We start from the raw sequence: 19,526 nt of genomic DNA on the forward strand, positions 1-19,526 counted from the left end.
ACCTTTCAAGATCCGAATTAAAAGAGGTGGATGCGGTATTTGACGGAGTTCCTTTTTGGGAACATTCGATCTGGGACGAACATGATTACGAAAAGCACATGGATTATTTACACTTCAATCCGGTAAAACCTGGCTTGGTTAAAATGATTATCGATTTGCCTTATTCGAGTTTTCACCGTTATGTTAAGCAAGGTGTTTATCCTGTAAATTGGCTCGGCGGCATCGACTTTGAAATAGATGATTGCGAACAAAGCCAATTAAAATGAATATTTCTGAACGTAGGTTTTATATTTTCTGGAAATTGATCGAATGCCGGAAGAATTGTTACTAACCCGGCCCTATTTATTACTGGTATTACGTTCGGGCTGAGCCTGTCGAAGCCTGAGTGCGCCTGCGAAGGCGCGTAAACAGCACGGTGAAAGTCCGTGTCGGAGAAAGCCATGACTCCGTAATCAAAAGTAACTGCGTCACCGCGAGGTGGGGTGGAGAGCAACTGGCGATGAACGACCAGTCCGTAGGAGACGAACCCGATTCGGCGGGATGTGGCGGCGAGCCTGCTTGGGTATGGCGAAGCCCGAAAATCGACCTTGACGTTGCGATGGCGGCTAAAACGATCAAGGAGCGCATCAAGTGGTTGGGGATGGAATGGTCGGAAGTTTACGCGAGATAAGCAGGGAGACCTGTCGGAGGGAGAGAACACCGGCAGGAGTCAGAGCCTTCGTAGTACTGTAAAGCGATGAAGTTGTCCAAGGTCAGCCCGATCTGGGAAACCGGGTCATTAGAACCGAGGCGCGGCCTCCTGAACCTAAACACAATGACATCGCCGGAAAAGCGCGGGACAACACAACCCGCGTCGAGGGAAGGGAGGTAGGAAAGTTGATGCGAGAAAGACAGACAACGTACCGAGAGGAGTCACCGAGTGTCGGAAGCGACTAAACAAGCGACAGAGACCCAAGGACCGCAAAAGTCGTGGGTGGAAACGGCTGTCTGGACGGAACGCATGTTGGCGGCACTGGCAAACGGTGTCAAAGGCGGCAAATGGTTCAGTTTGTACGACAAAGTTTACCGGCCTGAGGTATTGATGGCGGCCTGGCAACGGGTAAAGCGCAACCGGGGAGCGGCGGGCGTCGATCGAGTCAGTATCGATCGCTTCGACGCACAGGCGGCGCAGTGCTTGGAGGAGCTGCATCAAACCCTGAAAACGGGGCAATACCGACCGCAAGCGGTCAAACGGATCGAAATCCCGAAAGGCGACGGTAAAACGCGCCCGCTGGGCATTCCGACGGTCAAGGACCGAGTGGTACAAGCGGCGCTGAAAAGCGTCATCGAACCGATCTTCGAACGGCAATTTCTGGATACGAGCTATGGATTCCGGCCTGGGCGCGGATGCAAAGACGAGCTCAGAGTGGTGGATCAAGGTCTGAAAGAGGGCTATTGCTGGGTAGTTGATGCCGACATACAAGGCTACTTCGACAACATTGCGCATGAAAGGCTGATGAAACGGGTCGAAGCATCGATAAGCGACGGCAACGTTCTGACGTTGATCCGGCAATTTCTCGAACAAGACATTCTGCTGGAAGCGAGACGCTGGACGCCGATGAAAGGTACGCCCCAAGGAGCGGTGCTCAGTCCGCTGTTGGCGAACCTTTATCTGCATCCTTTGGACGAGAAGCTGACGGGGGAAGGTTTTCGGCTGGTACGCTACGCCGACGACTTCGTGATTCTCTGTCAAAGTCGGGAAGAGGCCGAACGCGCGTTGGAAAGTGTCCGCGTCTGGATGGCCGAAAACGACTTGAACTTGCATCCTGACAAGACGCACATTGGCGACTGTCGGGAACCGGGCCAGGGGTTCGAATTCCTGGGCTACCGATTCGAAGCGGGGCGGCGGACGGTCAGACGTAAAAGTCTGAACAAGGTAAGGGATGCGATTCGGTTGCGAACCCGGCGGACGTCCGGCGAGTCGATTGAGCGGACGATACAGAAGCTCAATCCGGTACTGAAAGGCTGGTTCGGCTATTTCAAGCACGCGCACAAATACACCTTCAACACCTTGGATGCCTTTGTGAGGCGGCGACTGCGCGCGATCCTGCTGAAACAGAACAAGAAGCAGGGCTGCGCCAATAGCAAAAGCGCGTCGTTTCGTTGGAAGAATGCCTACTTTGCCGAGCGCGGGCTTTTCTCGTTACACGAAGCCTACGTGATGGCTAGCCAATCCCGATGAGGAAACAACTGACTGGAGAGCCGTGTGCGGGAGAACCGCCTGCACGGTTCGGAGGGAGGGGAGGCTTTGGTCTTTCCTACCCCTATGGTGGAGTGCCTTTCGACAAGCTCAGCACCCTCAAGGGCGTAAAGGCGAACGGTATTAAGGGCCTGGTTAATCGTTATATTGGAAAGCGTTATCAAACAATTGTGAGATTCGAGCCATATTCAATGCGAATAGTGAAAGTACGGCTACGGCTGTTTTGGTTAATTACATCTTTGTTAGCCCTACCGGCTTTTGTGGCCGCGAGCTCGTATCATGCGACCCACGCAACTTCGGAATCCTGTTCCGAAATTGAAGTGCGTCCGCAGAGCTTAGAAAAGTTCGGATTGCCGGCCTTGGAGGATTTGGACCAAGGCCGTTTTAAGCCGGGAACCGTCAGGCTGGAAAATCCGGCTTTTGTTAGTGCCGAGCAAGTCAAAAGTTTGCCGGCATCGGCCGATTTGCTCTGGGTGGATATTCGCGAAGACAAACCAGACGCAGGTGCGACGATACCTAATAGTATCCATATTCCCGCCAGAGATTTAGCGGGTAAGATGTTTTTGCGGAATAAGGCGCTGCTGCTGTTCGACAACGGCTTTGCCGCGGCCCGCAACCTGGATTTGCTCGGGCAATTGCAAGCGGCGGGCTTTAATAACGTCCGGGTGTTGGCTGGCGGCTTGAACGCATGGCGCCATGCGGGCGGGGTTGTGAGCGGCGATTCGTTAATCCATGCCACGCTGGACCAGGTCAGCCCGGCGCAGTTCTATGCCGAGCGCGAATTCAGCGACATCAAACTCCTGGATTTTTCCCGGCAGGCGCCGGATAAAAAATCCGATGACGATTTGCGCCGCGTGTTGCGGCAAGCCGTTGCCGGGCCGGGAGAACGCCAAGTTGCGGCAGCGCGGGTTTTACTGATGACCGATGCCGGCCTCGACTACGATCGGTTCCGCCGAATTGCCGATAAAGCAGGGCTACCCCCGCTGTATTTTCTGCAAGGCGGCAAACAAGGCTATCGGACCTATTTGCAACGGCAATTGGCCGTGTGGAATCGGCCAGCCGAAAAACAGGGAAAAATTGTTACATGCGGTAGAAGGCGGCGATGAATCATAGAAAGCGTTTGTTAGCGGCGTTTGCCGCTTTGGTGTTGTCGGGTGCGGTTTGGTATGGCTGGCAGTGGGTAACGGCGCCGCAATACGATAGCAGTAAAACGGTGAGTTACAGTTTTGTGTTGCGAAATGCCTCGAATCGGGTTTTGGAGCATGCCGAGTTTCGCACGTATCTGCCGGTCAGGCAGACCGCGGCACAAGCCTGCTGCGAACGGGTGGAGGTGTCGCAGCCTTACACATTGGAAAGCGATGATTTGGGTAATCAGGTGTTGCGTTTTGGCTTCGATCGTATGCCGCCTTACGGGGTGAAATTGATCCGGGTTACCGCGCAATTACGGATGAATTCCCAGCCGAATAAGTTTTGGAGATTTTTACCGGATCGGTATTTACAACCTGAGCCGTTGATCGAAAGCGATCACCCGGCCGTCCAAGCGGCCGCCGCCAACCTGTTGGCTGGCGAACCGGCGCAAACGTTGCGTGGCATCTATGACTGGGTGGTGAATAACGTGCGCGACATAGGTTACGTTCGGGACGAGCGGGGGGCTCTGTATGCTTTGCAGCAACGCCAGGGCGACTGTACCGAGAACGCCTATTTATTTACCGCGTTGGCAAGAGCCAATTCGGTGCCGGCTCGTGCGGTGGCCGGCTATGTGCTGGATGACAACGGCTTATTGCGGGCTGCGGCTTACCACGAGTGGGCCGAATTCGATGACGGCGGCATTTGGCGAATCGCCGATCCGCAAAAACGCAATTACGATGACCGCTACAGTAGTTATGTGGGGATGCGGTTGGTCGATAACCGACCGGATGCGACTTTCAAATTCTCCCGTTATCAATTTAACGGCGAGGGTTTGGAAGTGGATATGGAATAGATGTTTGTCTGCCCCGTTCGCCTGCTTTGAACCGAGAAGGAATACCTGAGATGAGTCGCACCGCTAACCTAGAGAACTATCGAGCCGTGTTCTGGATATTTGGGCTGTTTTGGTTGGCAGTTTCAGGCGTCGCGGCGGCCGAGGACACGTTTTGCGCCAAAGTAAGTATCGAAATCAAACAGGAATTAACGCTGGAACGCCAGGCTTTCGATGCGCACATGCGGATCAACAACGGCGCCCAAGGTTTCCCGGTAGAAAACGTGCGGGTGGATGTTAAATTTGCCGATGAAGACGGCAATCCGGTAATCGGCAGTTTTGACCCGGATAACACCCAAGCCAAGTTTTTTATCCGTCAAGACAGTTTGAGCGGTATCGAAAATGTGACCGGGACCGGCGTGGTCGCGCCGGCATCGTCCGCCGATATCCATTGGTTGATCATTCCGGCCCCCGGTGCCGCCGGACAACTGGCGGGCGGCAAGTTGTATTTTGTCGGTGCCACCTTGCAATACACGCTGAACGGCGAAGCCAAAACCACCGAAATTACGCCTGATTTTATCTACGTCAAACCGATGCCGCAGTTGACATTGGATTACTTTTTACCTTCCGACGTGTTTGGTGACGATGCCTTCACCCCCAGTATCGAACCGCCGGAGCCGTTTACCTTGGGCGTCCGTGTCAGCAACAAAGGCCGGAGCATGGCGCCGGCCTTGAAAATCAATTCCGCGCAGCCGCGCATCGTCGAGAACGAGCTAGGTTTGTTGATAAATTTTCGCATCAATGGCGGCTTTGTTAACGATGCGGCGGTTGCGCCCAGTTTATTGCTGGATTTCGGCGACATTGCCGCGAATTCGGCCAAGATGGGTCGCTGGCAAATGGAGACGACGTTGTCCGGCAAATTCATCGAATTTACGGCTGACTATTCGCATGCCGACGAATTGGGAGGCGAGTTGACCTCGTTGATGACGGCGGTCAATACCCATCAACTTCTGCGCGACGTGCTTGTCGATTTGCCGGGGCGCGATGCAATCAAGGATTTTCTGGCGAGCGACGGTAGCACTTTGCGAGTCTATGAATCGAATGGTGTCGATACCCAGGTGACTGATCAATCGGCATTTGCCAGTATTGCTGTCAGCGGACAGCAGGGCGGCTCGGCCAGTTACCAGTTGAATCTGCCGGTAACGGCCGGGTTCTTTTACGCGCGGATTCCGGATCCCCAGGCCGGCAAGAAAGACGTGACGCGTTTACTGCGGGCGGATGGCAAGGCTTTAAACAAGGCCAACGTGTGGCTCTCCAAAACCCGCGCTGCTAACCACGGCTGGAATTACTTCATCAACGTGTTCGACCAAAATGGTGGTGGACACTATAGTTTGACGATGGATGATTTCCCGGTGGCACCGCATGCGCCGGTATTGCAATTTATTGCGGATAAAACGGTCAGCGAAGGCAAATCGGTGGGCTTTATCGTTGAGGCAAGCGATGCTGACGGTACGGTGCCGGTTTTGACGGTGGCGCAATTGCCCGCCGGTGCTGTGTTCGCGGATCGCCGCGACGGAGTCGGTTTATTTAGTTGGACGCCAAACCATGATCAGGCAGGTGTGTATTACATTACCTTTACCGCATCGGACGGCGCGCTGAAAGCGCAGCGTACGGCCAAAATTACTGTTATTGACGCGCCGGTGGCAACTGCCAATTACGAGGTGTCTTTTGAAGCTGGATTCAACATTTTTACTTATCCGGTACAAGTGGCCGCTCAACATCAAACCTGTCTCGGGTTGTTGAACAGTTTGGGCGATGCAACGGTGGTGGCAAATATCAGCCGCTTCAATACAGCCAGCCAGAAGGTCGAGCAATGCAGTTACGCGAGTGCTGGCGACTTTGCCATCAAGGCCGGTGACGCATTGGCGATACAGATGTTGCAACAGAAAACCTTGCAGTTCGACGGCGAAAAAACCTGTCCGGTGTGGTTTGTCAATCCCGGGCCCAATTACGTCGGACATCCTCTGGCGCCAGCAGGTTTTAGCTGTTACGACGTGGCTAATTTAACCAAGTCCAAAGTCAGTTTGACGCAATCGTTTAATAAATCGAATGGTCGCTTTGAAAGCTGCGGATGGGATAGCCAGGCGAATCAGCCCATCGGTGTCGATTTTCCAATTGGTGTAACAGACGGTCTGATCGTCAATGCAATCAAGCAGGAAATAATCACTTTGCCGGGTTGCGAATGATCGTTTAAGGATTGAGCGGTTGGTGTGTGCTTAAAGAAGTTGGATGGGTATATTTCGCCGCTCACAAACACGTCTTTTTTCATTGCAAAGACCAAATTCTCCTGACTAGCGGTTGGTACCTCATCCGCTAGATTGCTTACCGTAAATTGAACAATTGCGAATAAATCCTTTCGGCCGATTGGATTGGGCCGTCAAAGGCTGCTTTGTAGACTTCTAGCCTGTAGAAACCGATTTTGGTTTGTAGTGGTCAACTTTGGAAAAGCGCGACCGGCAGCTAGGGTGGGTTGGACACAGTGGCGACTGCCCGCAAACAGAAATCGAAATTTAATGACAGCTTTCAGGCGATGTGTGTGAAGAGTGGGCGGTCGCCTGTCACCCAAAAGAGCCTGTCGCGTTTCTCCATAGCGGTCAGTCAGCCAAATCCAGATATTGCGACGGTAAATCTAAAAAGCCGCCGTTGGCGACACCAAACTATCGGCCAAAGGACTAAACCGCTACGCGGTAGGGAGTCTGTGTAGCCAAGCCAGAGGATAATCGGCAGCATATCCTGTGTTTTTCCTATCCAAGCGACGAGGCAATCCGCCTTGTACAGGATAGGAGTCGTGTCATGACCTCGACAGATAAACCCGTCAGCCCCTTGCGTCAACGCATGATCGACGATATGCGGATGCGCAAACTGTCACCCAAAACCCAAGCCAGTTATATTCGCGTTGTGAAGCGATTTGCGAGGTTTCTGGGGCGTTCGCCGGATACCGCGAGTGCCGAAGATTTACGCCGTTATCAGTTGTACTTGGTCGATTCCGGCATTTCGGCGATTTCCCTAAATGCCAATCTCACGGGATTGAAGTTTCTATTCGACAACACGCTAGATCATCCAGAGTTAATGGCCAAGATGCATGCAGTGCATGAGCCACGTAAATTGCCGGTGGTCTTGAGTCGCGAAGAGGTGGCTCGCTTGCTCGCCGCCGCCGATAATCTCAAACATCAAACGGCCTTATCGGTGGCGTACGGCGCCGGCTTACGGGCCAGCGAGGTGGTGGCATTGAAGGTCAGCGACGTCGATAGCCAGCGCATGACTTTACGCGTCGAACAGGGTAAAGGCCGCAAGGATCGCTATGCGATGTTGTCACCGGTGTTACTGGAGCGTTTGCGCGCCTGGTGGAAGTTCGCGCACGCCCAAGGCAAAATGTTGCCAGGCGGTTGGCTGTTTCCGGGCCTGGACCCTATCGACCCGCTCAGCACCCGTCAACTCACCCGCGCTGTCCATGCCGCCGCCGAGGCCGCGGGGATAGACAAGCGGGTATCGATGCATACGCTGCGGCATAGCTTTGCGACTCACTTGCTGGAGCAGAAGGTCGATATTCGCGTCATCCAGGTATTGCTCGGCCACAAGAAACTGGAGACCACGGCATTGTATGCGCAGGTGGCCACCGATATTCTGCGGGAGGTCGTCAGTCCGATCGAGACTTTGCCGTTAATGTAGTCGAGCACGCCCATGAGGCGGCTTGCGCTTGAGGTCGCGGATATTTTCCGCGCCCACGGTCCCGCTTGGCGACAAGCTCAGCAGGCTCACTTAAGTCTGGGCCAGCTGAAAGTCATGTCCGCCATTGAACAGTGCCGCACCGCGACATTGGGTGGGCATGTGTTGTGCTGTCCGGCTTGCCAGCATCAAGACATCGCCTACAACTCCTGCCGTAACCGGCATTGCCCGAAGTGCCAGACCAGCGCGGCCAAACGCTGGCTCGACGCCCGGCAGGCCGATCTGCTGCCGGTCGAGTATTACCATGTGGTATTTACGGTGCCGGCACCGATCAGCGCCATCGCCTATTACAATAAAACCATCCTCTATGGCTTGTTGTTCGAGATCGCGGCGGAAATCTTACGCACCATTGCCGCCGATCCGAAACATCTGGGCGCACAGATCGGCGCCACCCTGGTGCTGCATACTTGGGGATCAGCCTTAACCCATCATCCGCACGTGCATGGCATTGTCCCTGGTGGTGGCTTGTCACTGGACGGTGAACGCTGGGTCAGCTGCAAGCGCGGCTTCTTTTTATCGGTAAGAGTGCTGTCTCGACTGTTTCGACGCCGATTTCTGGAAGCACTGAGCCAAGCACATGCGGCAGGACAATTGCAGTTCTTCGGTGAATACGCCCATCTAACGGACGTGGCGGCCTTTGCCGACTGGCTCGCACCGCTGCGAAAATGCGAATGGGTGGTTTATGCCAAACGTCCGTTTGCAGGCCCCGAAGCGGTATTGGCTTATCTATCACGCTATACCCATCGTGTGGCCATTGCCAATTCACGACTGCTCGCGATGGATGAACGTGGCGTTACCTTTCGTTGGAAAGACTATCGGGCCAAAGGTAGGACGCGGCAGAAAACCATGACCCTCAGTCCGGACGAGTTTATCCGGCGATTTTTGCTGCATGTCCTGCCCAGCGGTTTTCACCGCATTCGCCATGTGGGCTTGCTGGCCAATGGCGGGCGGAGAGATCATCTAGCCAGAGCCCGTGAGTTGCTGCAGGTGGTACCAGAACCCACGGAAACGAAAGCGGACGCACTGGAAAGAACACCCCCGCCAACCTTCGTCTGTCCGGATTGCGGGGCGGCCATGATGATCATCGAAATCTTGGCGCGCAAACCGTTGATTCGGGCGCCACCGCCACAGGGTCCTGTGCCATGAGCCAACACGCCTGCCCAAGCTGGAGCTACCCACCCAAACTTCGTCGGCCAAAGCCGATACGGAAACGCTTGGCCAGAGGGCTGAAAATCCTTAATGATCACCTTCTAACGTCACAAAAAAGCAATCCGATTGGTCATTATCGTCTTCGCCAACCACGCTTGAAGCCCTATCATGATCTTGCAAATCCATGGCTTAATCAGAATAAAACCAGACTCACCATTCAAATCCCCATAGCCGTTCATCCCTGCTAACTCCCTGCTATGTGGCCCGCGGTTTCCTCCCTCGGGGCTTGTCCGACGCCTGCCCTCGGCGGTTTGTCACAGCAGTACCGTTACGCGGTGAAGGGCAGGCATCCGACAACCCTTAACAGATCCAGCCAAAGAGGACGCAAGGTTGCTTGCCGAGAAGCTGCCATTCGCTGAGTTTAGGGATGGAAAATTTCGCAAGTATCCTCAGTGGCCGCTTTGGCCGGTTGTGTGAGTTCCCCAGGGGCTGCTTTGAGCCCTTCCGTTGCAAAATCTAGACTTGGCCGGCTCACCGGCTTAGAGAAATGCGACAGGTAAAATGGGTCGGTTGTGTTAATTCGTCACTTCCAAAAGCTGAGATCTGCTATCGGTGTACTCATCTTGAAAATCGTGGAGGGTTTTCGACCGGATCATGTGGCTGTTTTTGATCGGAATGCCTAGATTGTCAAATCTTCCTGGTTCAGCGAGTAGACTGGTGAGCAACGAATGATCGACAAGTTGCCTCGACAGCATGTGAATTATGAAAATAGCGAACTCAGTCGATCATTTGTCGACATACAGGCGAAATGAGTCGTTGTAAGGGCTGTATTCTGTTGATTCAAAGGTTTATTAATCTTTCGATAGGAAGAAAGGGCATTACAGTTACCTTGAGTCCGTCGGCCGGTTGACGCTAGGCATTAGCAAAGCGCATCCCATGAAACGAGATATTCGTGCAAACGACTGCCGATATCAGAATGACGTAGTACCCATTGCTCAGATAGGGCTTGTTAGGCGGCTCTGTTTAACGTCATTGCGTAGTGGAAAAAATACAATGTGGCATCGCCGCGAACCTATTGAATTGAAAAGGAACGACGTAAAAATTCGACGCGCAAAACGCAATAATTAATCAACTGCGCTGCCACATTAATTTGTTCACAAGCGTGCACCATTAATAAATCCATCGATATATCAATCACTAAGCAAGAAATGATATTGTTCTCGCTCCAATAATCTCTGGTGTTTTCAAGGCAGAACCATCGCAAAATCGATCATAAATATCGAGTTGCACCATTATAGTTTTCCACCATGAAGACCCATATTTATAAAATGGGGCAAGCAGGTGGAAAAATATAATGTGGCAGAGGCGTGGGTCAATTGAAAATTTGAATAGCCCGTTGACTTATGGTGGCGGGGTAGACCGCAACAGTAATTGCGCGCGCGATCCAACAAGTGACGGGAAGACCCGCTGGCAAAGTGCATTACAGATGCATCTAGCCAGCGGGTTCAAAATTCGGAATGCGATATGCTGACCTGACCCTAACCAGAGGACAGGCCAATGCGGACATCCATATTCTTACTTTTACCTTTTATGGCCGGTTGCGCCCAGGCGCTGATCGATCCAGCAACTTCTCAGCAAGTCATCACATCGATAACCGACGCCGGACCTCGCCACAACTGGCAGCTTGGAATGGATGCCTTTGCCTCCGAAACTGGCGGGGCGGCGGTACGGCAATCGTCCGTGGAGCATGTGGTCACCCGTAAACCGCATGCCGCAGCCGGTACCTTGGCAGATGCGAGTGGATTCGTAACTCTGCCATTGGCCGAAGCGGACGCAGCCTTAGCGCAACCCGGTTTTCAGCCGAGTGGCGACGAAATCGAAAGAGCCTGGCGGAAATACTGCCGGCATAAGCTGGACATGACCGATCGCGATCACGAGATTATTCGCACCACCACCATGCCGGCCAGACTGAAAGAGTCATGCAATCCAAAAAGCTTGAAGAAATAAACGGGTTTATCGGCGATGTTAGCGAAATTGCTCAATACGATATTGCGGATTGCCGAGCCGGATGAAGAGGTGCCTCGATATCCACCATTCGCCAAAGGGCTGCCGGTGATCCCCGCAATTAAAATCCTAGAGTCTCAAGAAGAATTAATTAAAAAAATCAAACACTATTTAGGTGTCACCGACCAGGAATATCAAGGGCGTGTATACCCCTTAATATTCAATTATGCGCGATTTGTGCATTTGCTGCCTGCGTCTGAAAAGCATCACCACCGGGGCGCCGGCGGGTTATTCCGTCATGGCCTAGAGGTCGGTTTTGAAGCTGTTTATAAATCCCATGGCGTGCTGTACGGCATGGATGAAAACCCAGGTAGACGAAAACAACTGACGCCACGCTGGCGATTGGCGATATTCATTGCCGGTATGTTGCATGATTTAGGCAAGCCGGTCACCGACGTTGAAATTAAATCCGAGGATGGCGCTCATACCTGCAATATAGTGGGGGACGATATTGAAACCTGGGCGAGGAAGCGCAAAATCCAACGGTATTATCTGAGTTGGCGAGTCAACCGGAATGGCGACCATGAAATTGTTTCACCGACTTTAATCAATAAGGTCATCACACCCGAAGTTCAGGAGTATTTAAACGAATACGGGCCGGCTATCTACAAAGAAATGCTGCTCACAATTGCCGGCACCTCACACAACTCAAAGATGTACTCACTGGTAATGGATGCCGACTACCTCAGCGTAGAGAAAGACCTTAAAAATAACTGCATCCCCATTGACCCGTCGATAGGCGCACCGATCGAATGGTTCATATTAGACGCCATGCGGCAACAGATTAAAAAGGGAACGTGGACCGATAATGCCAAAGGGGCGGTGGTTTGGCGTCTAAAAGAAGGCACCTTTATCCTGTGGAATGAAGCGGCCGAAGATATTAGCCGTTTGATAACGAAAAGCAATATTCCTGGAATACCAAAACACCCGGATACGCTAGCCGATATTCTGATCGATCGCCAGCTTGCCGTCCCATATCGCTTGAATCCGCAAACCGTCAGGCGCTACTGGACCATTAAGCCTGGCAGCATGGACCTGCCGCTTAGGGTGCTCAAGTTGGTGGATCCGATGAACGTGTATACCGACGCACTGCCTTTGATCGTCGACGGACATGTGATTCACATCGAGACCGAGACCGACGGTCAATCCGATGCGGTAGCACAGGATGGTGAAGCGGCCGTAACCCCAACAAATCACGACAGCGAGAATTCAACCGACGCGGAGCAGGCGAACCCGGAATCTGAACCGGAAATACCGTCCGGAGGCGTCGTGGAAATAGAGACCTCGATAAAGGCTCAACCAGCAACGCCGCCCCCGGCGCCAACAAATCATTCCCAACCGAGTCCGGCCAGTCCTGCGCTGAACGCAGATGACAATAGCAAGGTCAATACCGCGGAGGCCAAAGCCGCCAGACAGTGGTTGGCCTCAAAGCACGCGGCCGGCGCCTTGTTGATGCAAAGTCTTGACGCGATATCCGCGGAATATTTTCAAATACAACCGAATGGCCGCGTCTTGATGTTGCATCTGAATATCGCAGCGGCATTGGACCAAAAGCCCATCCATATCATCACGACAATAGACGCCGCCGGCATGATCGAAGTCGATCCGCGCAAACCCATGGTCAAGGTTACCGAACTGGGCGGCGTCAAGGGCGTACTGCTGAACAAAGAAACCAGCCGATACCTAACGGTATTGATCCAAAACGCGGAAACGCCGCCGGTTCCCCCAACACCGCCTCAAATCGCCGCCACCCCTCCGGGTACCAACCGCCCAACACCAAGTCGCGGACAACCCCAGAGAGCGCATACAGCGCAACGCAATGCGACCCATGAGATTGATCAACTCATACAAGCGATTAAAGCCTTCGAACTGCCGCTTGCAGTCGATCAAACGGATGATAGCTTGATCGTGGATATGGTGTTACTGAGAGGTTATATCGAGGAACGGCAGTTATTCGAAATGAAACAGTTATTGCGATATGCCTTCGAACGACCGGATATTTCGATCGATAACACCAATAAAAAATTCATCGTTAAAAAGTAATGAAAGACGAATACGACTATCAATTACCCTGGCGGCCCAATTACGAGATTACGGCCATTGTGGTCTGGATCGCCTTTGGTCTTGTGGCGTATTTGATGTATCGGTTTTCGGAATTACCGAGCGAACCTTTTAACGGACTCATGGTGGCGTGCGTCTTTATGGCGGTCAAGCGCGTGCCGGCCTCGGCCGGGGTGTGGTATCGAAAGCACCGGCTCAATTACTTCAAATTTCAGCGGTTCAATGTCGCCAGTCTGGCCGGTATTGTTCGGCGCCACCCGGATCAATGGTGGTTGGGCTGGGGATTCGAGTGGAACCAAAAGCACGCCCAATTGGCTTACGACATCCAGAAGCGCGATTTAACCGGATTAATCCCGGTCAATCATGATCGGATGGGGGCGACATGGATCCATGGGTTAGGGTTAACCGAGGATTACATTCGGCAAGCGATCTCGCACAGCGCCGGCCACACCTTGATCGTTGGCACCACTGGTGCCGGAAAGACCCGCTTGTTCGACATCTTGGTGACACAGGCGGTGTTGCGTAACGAAGCCGTGATTATCATCGATCCCAAAGGCGACAAAGATCTGAAATGGTGCGCCGAACGCGCGTGCCGACTTTCGCGGAACCCGGACCGGTTTGTCTACTTCCATCCGGCTTTTCCGGACGAAAGCGTCCGTATCGATCCGTTAAAGAATTTCAACCGCTCGTCCGAGTTGGCCAGCCGAATTGCCGCGGTCAGTCCTGGTGAATCCGGTTCGGATCCGTTCAAGGCTTTTGGGCAAAAAGCCTTGGATAACATCGTCCAAGGCCTGTTTGCGGCCGAAGAGCAACCGTCCCTGGTGAAGTTACGGACTTACCTGGAAGGCGGCTCGGTGCCGTTGGTGATTAAAGCCTTGGTGCGTTATTTCGACAAGGTGCTCCAATTCGATTGGCGCAGTAGTATCGGAATTAAAAGAATGGATCTGAACGATAAAACCGCACAGTTGCTGGTCAAATTTTACCGGGAGCGAGTCCAGCAGGAACGGCAGAACACCGACCTGGAGGGGCTGATTTCCATGTTCGAACACGACCGCACGCATTTCAGCAAAATGATCGCCTCCTTATTGCCGCTGATGAATATGCTGACCTCCGGAAGCTTGGGCGCATTGTTGTCGCCGGACCAAAGCGACTCGAACGATACACGGGCAATTACCGACGCGGCCGAAATCATTAAAGGCGCTAAAGTCGCATACATCGGTCTGGATTCCTTATCGGACAGCATGGTCGGCAGTGCTATCGGCTCCATTCTGTTGGCCGATCTGGCGGCTGTCGCCGGCGACCGGTACAACCACGGCGTCGATAATCGGCCGGTCAATATTTTTGTCGACGAAGCGGCCGAAGTGATTAACGACCCGTGCATCCAGCTCTTGAACAAAGGTCGCGGCGCACAATTCCGGTTGTTTATTGCCACCCAAACCTTTGCGGACTTTTCGGCCAGACTGGGTTCCGAAGCCAAGGCCAGACAAATACTGGCCAACCTCAACAACTTGATCGCGCTCCGGGTGATGGACGCCGAGACTCAGACCTATATCACCGACAACCTGCCCAAAACCCGATTGAAGTACATCATGAGAACCCAGGGAGTTTCTACCCATTCAGCGAATCCAGCGGTATTTTCCGGAAATATCGGCGAGCGATTAATGGAGGAAGAGGGCGACTTATTCGCCCCGCAGTTATTAGGCCAATTGCCTGATCTACATTACATCGCCAAATTGTCTGGCGGCCGCATCGTCAAGGGCCGTCTGCCGATACTGATCTCTGACTTGGACAAGGAAAAAACCCATGCCTCGCAAAAAAATGCCTAAACCCAAACAAACCGCGGAAGAAATCATGCTGAATCGATGGCGCAAATTAAACCCAACCGAGAATCGAGATTTGCAAATACTGGAATTGGATTGGCCGGTTGCGATCGACATTCTCCAAGCGGCGGTCAAGATCATGACCGATCACCACCCTAGGGCAGATCAGTTGGAGGATGTGATCACGCAGTTGATGTCTCAGGTACTGAGCGGTTACGCGCAGGCCTCCCAACAGCATCATACGGACGATGCTTACCGGCTGCACCGTACGGTCGAATCGATTCAGCGTTTTTTGTTCCACAGGTACGCAACGGACATACCGATTGAGACCTTGGTGGCTAACCCCAAGGTCGTCGCCTTGATCCAGCGAGCAGCGGCGTAATTATGACCAAGAGCCTCATCGTCACCTTGATCTTGTGGATCGCCGAAGTATTTTTGATTGCGGTATTGGTGTCTGACCAATGGTTAACCAATATGCAAGATGCCGAAGACCGGATGATCATCGAATATCTGGGCGCTGACAACGATCGGCGGATTCGGGATGAAGCCAATGCGGTATTCAACGTCCTACTGGTGGAAACCGACATTCAACGTAACGTGTACCATTTTTTCATCCCTACCGTTGCCGAGCGCGAGAAATCGGTTGGGTTTGAACATTTCGGGCAGACCGATTATTTCCCCCTCGTCCAAAGTAAACTGGACGTGCTATTCGGGACGTTTTACCAATCGTTGCGGCGCTTTTTCTTACTGTTGTCCTGGTGGCCGTTTTTAATCGCCGTCGCCATACCCAGCGCGGTGGACGGCTTGGTGCAACGCAAAATCAAGCAATCCAACTTCGATTATTCCAGCCCGTTGGCGCACCGGTATAGCTTCTACGCCGTCATCGGCATTGTCTACTTGCTGCTGCTCGGCTTGACCTTCCCATTTCCGATCCCACCGCAGGCGATGCCGATGGCCTGTGTCGGCATCGCCTTTGCGATGAACGTCTATTTTGCTCACACCCAGAAACGGGTATAGCCAGGAGAACCTGTATGAATCCATCCGGACTGACCGGCCGCTTAGCAGTCCTGTTAAGTCTGTTTCTGCTCGCAGATACCGCCCAGGCACAGAGACTGGTTGGTGTCGTAATAGGCGTGCACGACGGCGACACGCTGACATTGCTCACCGACGACCGGCAGACCTTAAAAGTGCGCTTGGCCAAGATCGATGCACCTGAACTCAGTCAAGCCTATGGTCAGGCCGCCAAACGCGAATTATCCGATGTCGCCTACCATCGCAGGGTTACGGTCGAATATGCCCAACAAGATCGCTACGGTCGCCTCATCGGTCACGTCGACGTGGGTGGTCAGGACGTTAACTTGGCACAAGTAGCCAAGGGCTTGGCCTGGGTGTATCGGCAATACAGCAATGATCCGGTATTTATTCAAGCCGAGCGCACCGCTCAAGCCAGTCACCTCGGGTTATGGCAAGATCCAAATCCTATTGCCCCTTGGGACTTTAGACACACCGAGGATGCAAGATGAAGATGGCGAAAGCGAATCCGGCAGACCTCGACATGGCCCTTGAACTGGCGTACGCGTTGGAGGCCATCAGCAGCCGTTACGGCGGCACCATGCCCGAGAAAATCGCCAAGCCGCAAGGCGGTGAAGACGACACCGAACCCTTTTCTGTTGATGACAGTGAGAATTGCCGGCGTGTGTGCGCATACCTGATTCGTTTGGCACGTAGCGCGTCCTTATTCCGCGTCGTCATGGGAATGACCGTGTTGCTGGATCCGACAAACAAGGTCGTGGACCCCACCGCCAGCACATTGGAGCATCACCCCGACACGCTAGCCGCACTGGCGGCAATGGCCAAGTCTGCGTCGGACGGCAGAGAATAACCCAGAGCGACGTCGACGTGCTGTTTACTGCCCCCGAATTCATGTACCTGTTTCTGCCGGCGACCGTGCTGTTGTGGTGGTGGCTCATGTCGCGACACTACGGAGCGATCGCACAATGGTTCATCGTTGGCTGCTCGGTTCTGTTCTATGCAGCATGGAGCACCGAGTACGCCTTGCTCTTGGTCGTCAACGCCTTACTGAATTTCTATTGGGGCAAACGGATTGCCGTCACTCACTCCAAAATCAGGTTAGTCTTGGGCGTTGTGTACAACCTGGGGCTTCTGGCCTACTTCAAATACGCCGATTTTCTGATCAAGACAAGCAACGCGCTGACCGGCAGCCAATGGCCATTGCTGCAGGTGATCCTGCCGCTCGGAATCTCGTTTTTCACCTTTCAGGCGATTGCCTATTTAGTCGATTGTGCCAAAGGCCGGGTCGACGATTTCGATCTTGGCCGTTTTGCGTTTTCCATTTCGTTTTTTCCGCATCTGATTGCCGGCCCGATCCTGCATTATTCCGACATCATGCCGCAGCTCCGGCAAGGCATTCGCTTCGATCCGGAACGCATGACCAAAGGCTTGTTCCTGTTTGCGGCCGGACTGTGCAAAAAGACCGTGATCGCCGACCGCTTAGCGGCCGTGGTGGATCCCTTGTTTGGACTCAGCGATCAGCTCACCGTGTGCGAGGCCTGGGTAGCGGCCGTGGGGTATGGCTTGCAAATCTACTTCGACTTCTCGGGCTACTGCGACATGGCCATCGGCATCGGACTGATGTTCGGACTCGTGCTCCCGCAAAACTTCGCTTCGCCGTATCAAGCCGGCACGATCGCCGACTTCTGGAAGCGTTGGCATATCACGCTCTCGCGGTTTCTGCGCGACTATCTGTACATCCCGTTAGGCGGTAACCGGCAAGGCTTTTATCGTGGATTGTGGGCCGCGGCCATCACAATGCTACTAGGCGGCTTATGGCACGGTGCCGCCTGGACCTTCGTCGCCTGGGGAGCGATGCACGGCGCCATGATCGCGCTTTATCGGCTATGGACCAAGACGGGTTATACGATGCCGGGTTATCTGGCTCGAACCTTGACCTTGCTTGGAGTGTTTTTCGCCTGGGTGCTATTCCGGGCGGCGAGTATTGACCAGGCACTACAGATCTGGCTGGCGATGTTGGGACTCAACGGGATATCGGTGCCGGTCATGCTCGCCGGCTGGTTCGGGTCCGAGACGGTTCCGATATCGGGGCTGGTCAACGGCCTGGACCTGCTCGCCATCGGCTTCCTACTGGCCATTTGTCTGCGCTACCGTAATGCGCAAGCACAACTCGACACTTTCACCCCGGATCTGAAGGCACTCGCGACTTTTGCCGGTTTATTCTTCGCCGGCACCTGGCTATCGGCGGCCCATGAAAGCTTCATCTACTGGTCGTTCTAATTTCGGCCATTTCTGGTGTGCCGCTTTGGCCGTGAGCGTGTTGATTGGCGGGGCGATGCCGGTGTGGAACTGGCTGGTGAATCCCTACCAAGTGTTCGATGTCGACCAAGGTATCGGCGAACCTTATACGTCGCCGGCGACCAACGAACGTTACCGCAAAGTGAGCCATCTGTTGAATCAGATATCGGCGCCGGACCCGGAGCAGCCGATTGATTGCCTTCTGGTCGGGTCATCGGTGATGGGCTTGCTCGACCCACGGCTCTTGGCGCAGTATTTCCCTGAAGGCCGGTGTTACAACCTGGCATTCTTGGCGGGGCGGCCGGGTGAGATCCTAGCCACGTTAAAAGCGCTGATCGCGCAAGGACTGCCGCTTAAGCACATCGTCTACGGATTGGAGCCGTTCGCCTTTTCCGACCCGGTAAACGACGGCCCAGCCAATCGATTGCATCCGGTCGTGACCGGCGAATCGCGCTGGAAATTCTATTTTAATTACCTGTTCGAACCCAGCCTTGGCGATGGGATAGGCTACCTGTTCGACGCCTTAAACCACACCATTTCCGTTAGATACGATATAGACCATACCGGCCGGTATCAGTTGGTCCGGTACGACACGGAAATACAGAGAAACGAAACTGAATTCGTCAACAAACAATTCGAGCAGGGTAGGGGGCCCAAGTCTGTTTCGCCTTGGATAATGACGCGATTCGACGAGTTTAAATCGCTGGTGGAGTTTCTAAATAGCCAACAGATCGAAGCTCATTATTATTTGAACCCGCTACATCCGAGTATTGCGAAAGTCTACGGGACATCCGAATTGGAGGAGTTCAAAACCCGGATTTCGAGTAGAACAGGTGGCCGGACTATTCCCGACTGCTCACTCTTGCTGAGTGAAAACGCGAATATCCGATTTTACGATTACAAGCATTTTCGGACGACGGAATCGACAACGGTGTTGAATTGTGCGTTAGGAAATGGCTCAAGTCAAAGTCGACAGCAGAGTGGCAGGTGATCGACAGACGTATTTGCACAGTTGAAAAGATAACAGTAAATATCGACTGGACCACGACAGACCAACGGCGCGAAAAACGCGTCATTCGGAGCTGGGGACGTGCGGCTAGCTTTTACAGAAACCTCGCTT

The 19,526-nt window shown here is 53.5% G+C and carries 17 protein-coding genes; all 17 read left to right on the forward strand.

Annotated elements, in window-relative coordinates:
- Nucleotides 1-26 precede the first annotated feature (26 nt).
- The 17 genes from NP603_RS15970 (at nucleotide 27) to NP603_RS16050 (ending at nucleotide 19,397) form a co-directional block, all read left to right on the forward strand.
- Nucleotides 27-266: a hypothetical protein gene (locus NP603_RS15970; protein ID WP_371928885.1), complete on the forward strand. Its 240-nt coding sequence runs from the start codon at nucleotides 27-29 to the stop codon at nucleotides 264-266.
- A gap of 233 nt (nucleotides 267-499) precedes the next feature.
- On the forward strand, nucleotides 500-670 hold the full coding sequence (locus tag NP603_RS15975; RefSeq protein ID WP_256611948.1) for a hypothetical protein: 171 nt from the start codon (nucleotides 500-502) through the stop codon (nucleotides 668-670).
- Nucleotides 671-919: 249 nt separating this feature from the next.
- Entirely contained in the window at nucleotides 920-2,221 is a 1,302-nt protein-coding gene (gene ltrA / locus NP603_RS15980; protein ID WP_256611949.1) for a group II intron reverse transcriptase/maturase, read from the forward strand.
- A gap of 338 nt (nucleotides 2,222-2,559) precedes the next feature.
- Nucleotides 2,560-3,345 (forward strand): rhodanese-like domain-containing protein, encoded by a 786-nt coding sequence (locus NP603_RS15985; protein ID WP_256611950.1) that lies wholly within the window; start codon nucleotides 2,560-2,562, stop codon nucleotides 3,343-3,345.
- Complete coding sequence (locus NP603_RS15990) at nucleotides 3,342-4,220, forward strand: transglutaminase-like domain-containing protein (RefSeq protein ID WP_256611951.1); 879 nt, start codon at nucleotides 3,342-3,344, stop codon at nucleotides 4,218-4,220. Before NP603_RS15985 ends, NP603_RS15990 begins: the two co-directional genes overlap by 4 nt.
- A 50-nt stretch (nucleotides 4,221-4,270) precedes the next feature.
- Nucleotides 4,271-6,442, forward strand: a complete 2,172-nt coding sequence (locus NP603_RS15995; RefSeq protein WP_256611952.1) for a putative Ig domain-containing protein — start codon at nucleotides 4,271-4,273, stop codon at nucleotides 6,440-6,442.
- Between the two features lie 607 nt (nucleotides 6,443-7,049).
- Nucleotides 7,050-7,925 (forward strand): tyrosine-type recombinase/integrase, encoded by an 876-nt coding sequence (locus tag NP603_RS16000; RefSeq protein ID WP_064041122.1) that lies wholly within the window; start codon nucleotides 7,050-7,052, stop codon nucleotides 7,923-7,925.
- A gap of 12 nt (nucleotides 7,926-7,937) precedes the next feature.
- Nucleotides 7,938-9,128 (forward strand): IS91 family transposase, encoded by a 1,191-nt coding sequence (locus NP603_RS16005; protein ID WP_256611953.1) that lies wholly within the window; start codon nucleotides 7,938-7,940, stop codon nucleotides 9,126-9,128.
- A gap of 1,560 nt (nucleotides 9,129-10,688) precedes the next feature.
- Nucleotides 10,689-11,138 (forward strand): hypothetical protein, encoded by a 450-nt coding sequence (locus NP603_RS16010; RefSeq protein WP_256611954.1) that lies wholly within the window; start codon nucleotides 10,689-10,691, stop codon nucleotides 11,136-11,138.
- 15 nt (nucleotides 11,139-11,153) lie between these two features.
- A complete protein-coding gene (mobH, locus tag NP603_RS16015; RefSeq protein ID WP_256611955.1) occupies nucleotides 11,154-13,238 on the forward strand; it encodes a MobH family relaxase in 2,085 nt (694 codons plus the stop codon).
- On the forward strand, nucleotides 13,238-15,082 hold the full coding sequence (traD, locus tag NP603_RS16020; protein ID WP_256611956.1) for a conjugative transfer system coupling protein TraD: 1,845 nt from the start codon (nucleotides 13,238-13,240) through the stop codon (nucleotides 15,080-15,082). The genes mobH and traD overlap by 1 nt, the downstream gene beginning before the upstream one ends.
- On the forward strand, nucleotides 15,060-15,458 hold the full coding sequence (locus NP603_RS16025) for a hypothetical protein (RefSeq protein ID WP_256611957.1): 399 nt from the start codon (nucleotides 15,060-15,062) through the stop codon (nucleotides 15,456-15,458). The genes traD and NP603_RS16025 overlap by 23 nt, the downstream gene beginning before the upstream one ends.
- A 2-nt stretch (nucleotides 15,459-15,460) precedes the next feature.
- Entirely contained in the window at nucleotides 15,461-16,093 is a 633-nt protein-coding gene (locus NP603_RS16030; RefSeq protein WP_256611958.1) for an IncC plasmid conjugative DNA transfer DtrJ family protein, read from the forward strand.
- Between the two features lie 14 nt (nucleotides 16,094-16,107).
- On the forward strand, nucleotides 16,108-16,599 hold the full coding sequence (locus tag NP603_RS16035) for a thermonuclease family protein (protein WP_256611959.1): 492 nt from the start codon (nucleotides 16,108-16,110) through the stop codon (nucleotides 16,597-16,599).
- Nucleotides 16,596-16,958: a hypothetical protein gene (locus NP603_RS16040; RefSeq protein ID WP_256611960.1), complete on the forward strand. Its 363-nt coding sequence runs from the start codon at nucleotides 16,596-16,598 to the stop codon at nucleotides 16,956-16,958. The genes NP603_RS16035 and NP603_RS16040 overlap by 4 nt, the downstream gene beginning before the upstream one ends.
- A 17-nt stretch (nucleotides 16,959-16,975) precedes the next feature.
- The gene (locus tag NP603_RS16045) at nucleotides 16,976-18,388 is read left to right on the forward strand and encodes an MBOAT family O-acyltransferase (RefSeq protein ID WP_256611961.1); all 1,413 of its coding nucleotides are present in this window, start codon (nucleotides 16,976-16,978) and stop codon (nucleotides 18,386-18,388) included.
- Nucleotides 18,360-19,397 carry a DUF1574 domain-containing protein gene (locus NP603_RS16050; protein WP_256611962.1) on the forward strand — a complete coding sequence of 346 codons (1,038 nt, stop codon included), beginning with the start codon at nucleotides 18,360-18,362 and terminating at the stop codon, nucleotides 19,395-19,397. Before NP603_RS16045 ends, NP603_RS16050 begins: the two co-directional genes overlap by 29 nt.
- Nucleotides 19,398-19,526 lie beyond the last annotated feature (129 nt).

Source organism: Methylomonas aurea (genome assembly GCF_024505045.1).
In the GTDB taxonomy this organism is placed as follows: Bacteria; Pseudomonadota; Gammaproteobacteria; order Methylococcales; family Methylomonadaceae; genus Methylomonas; species Methylomonas aurea.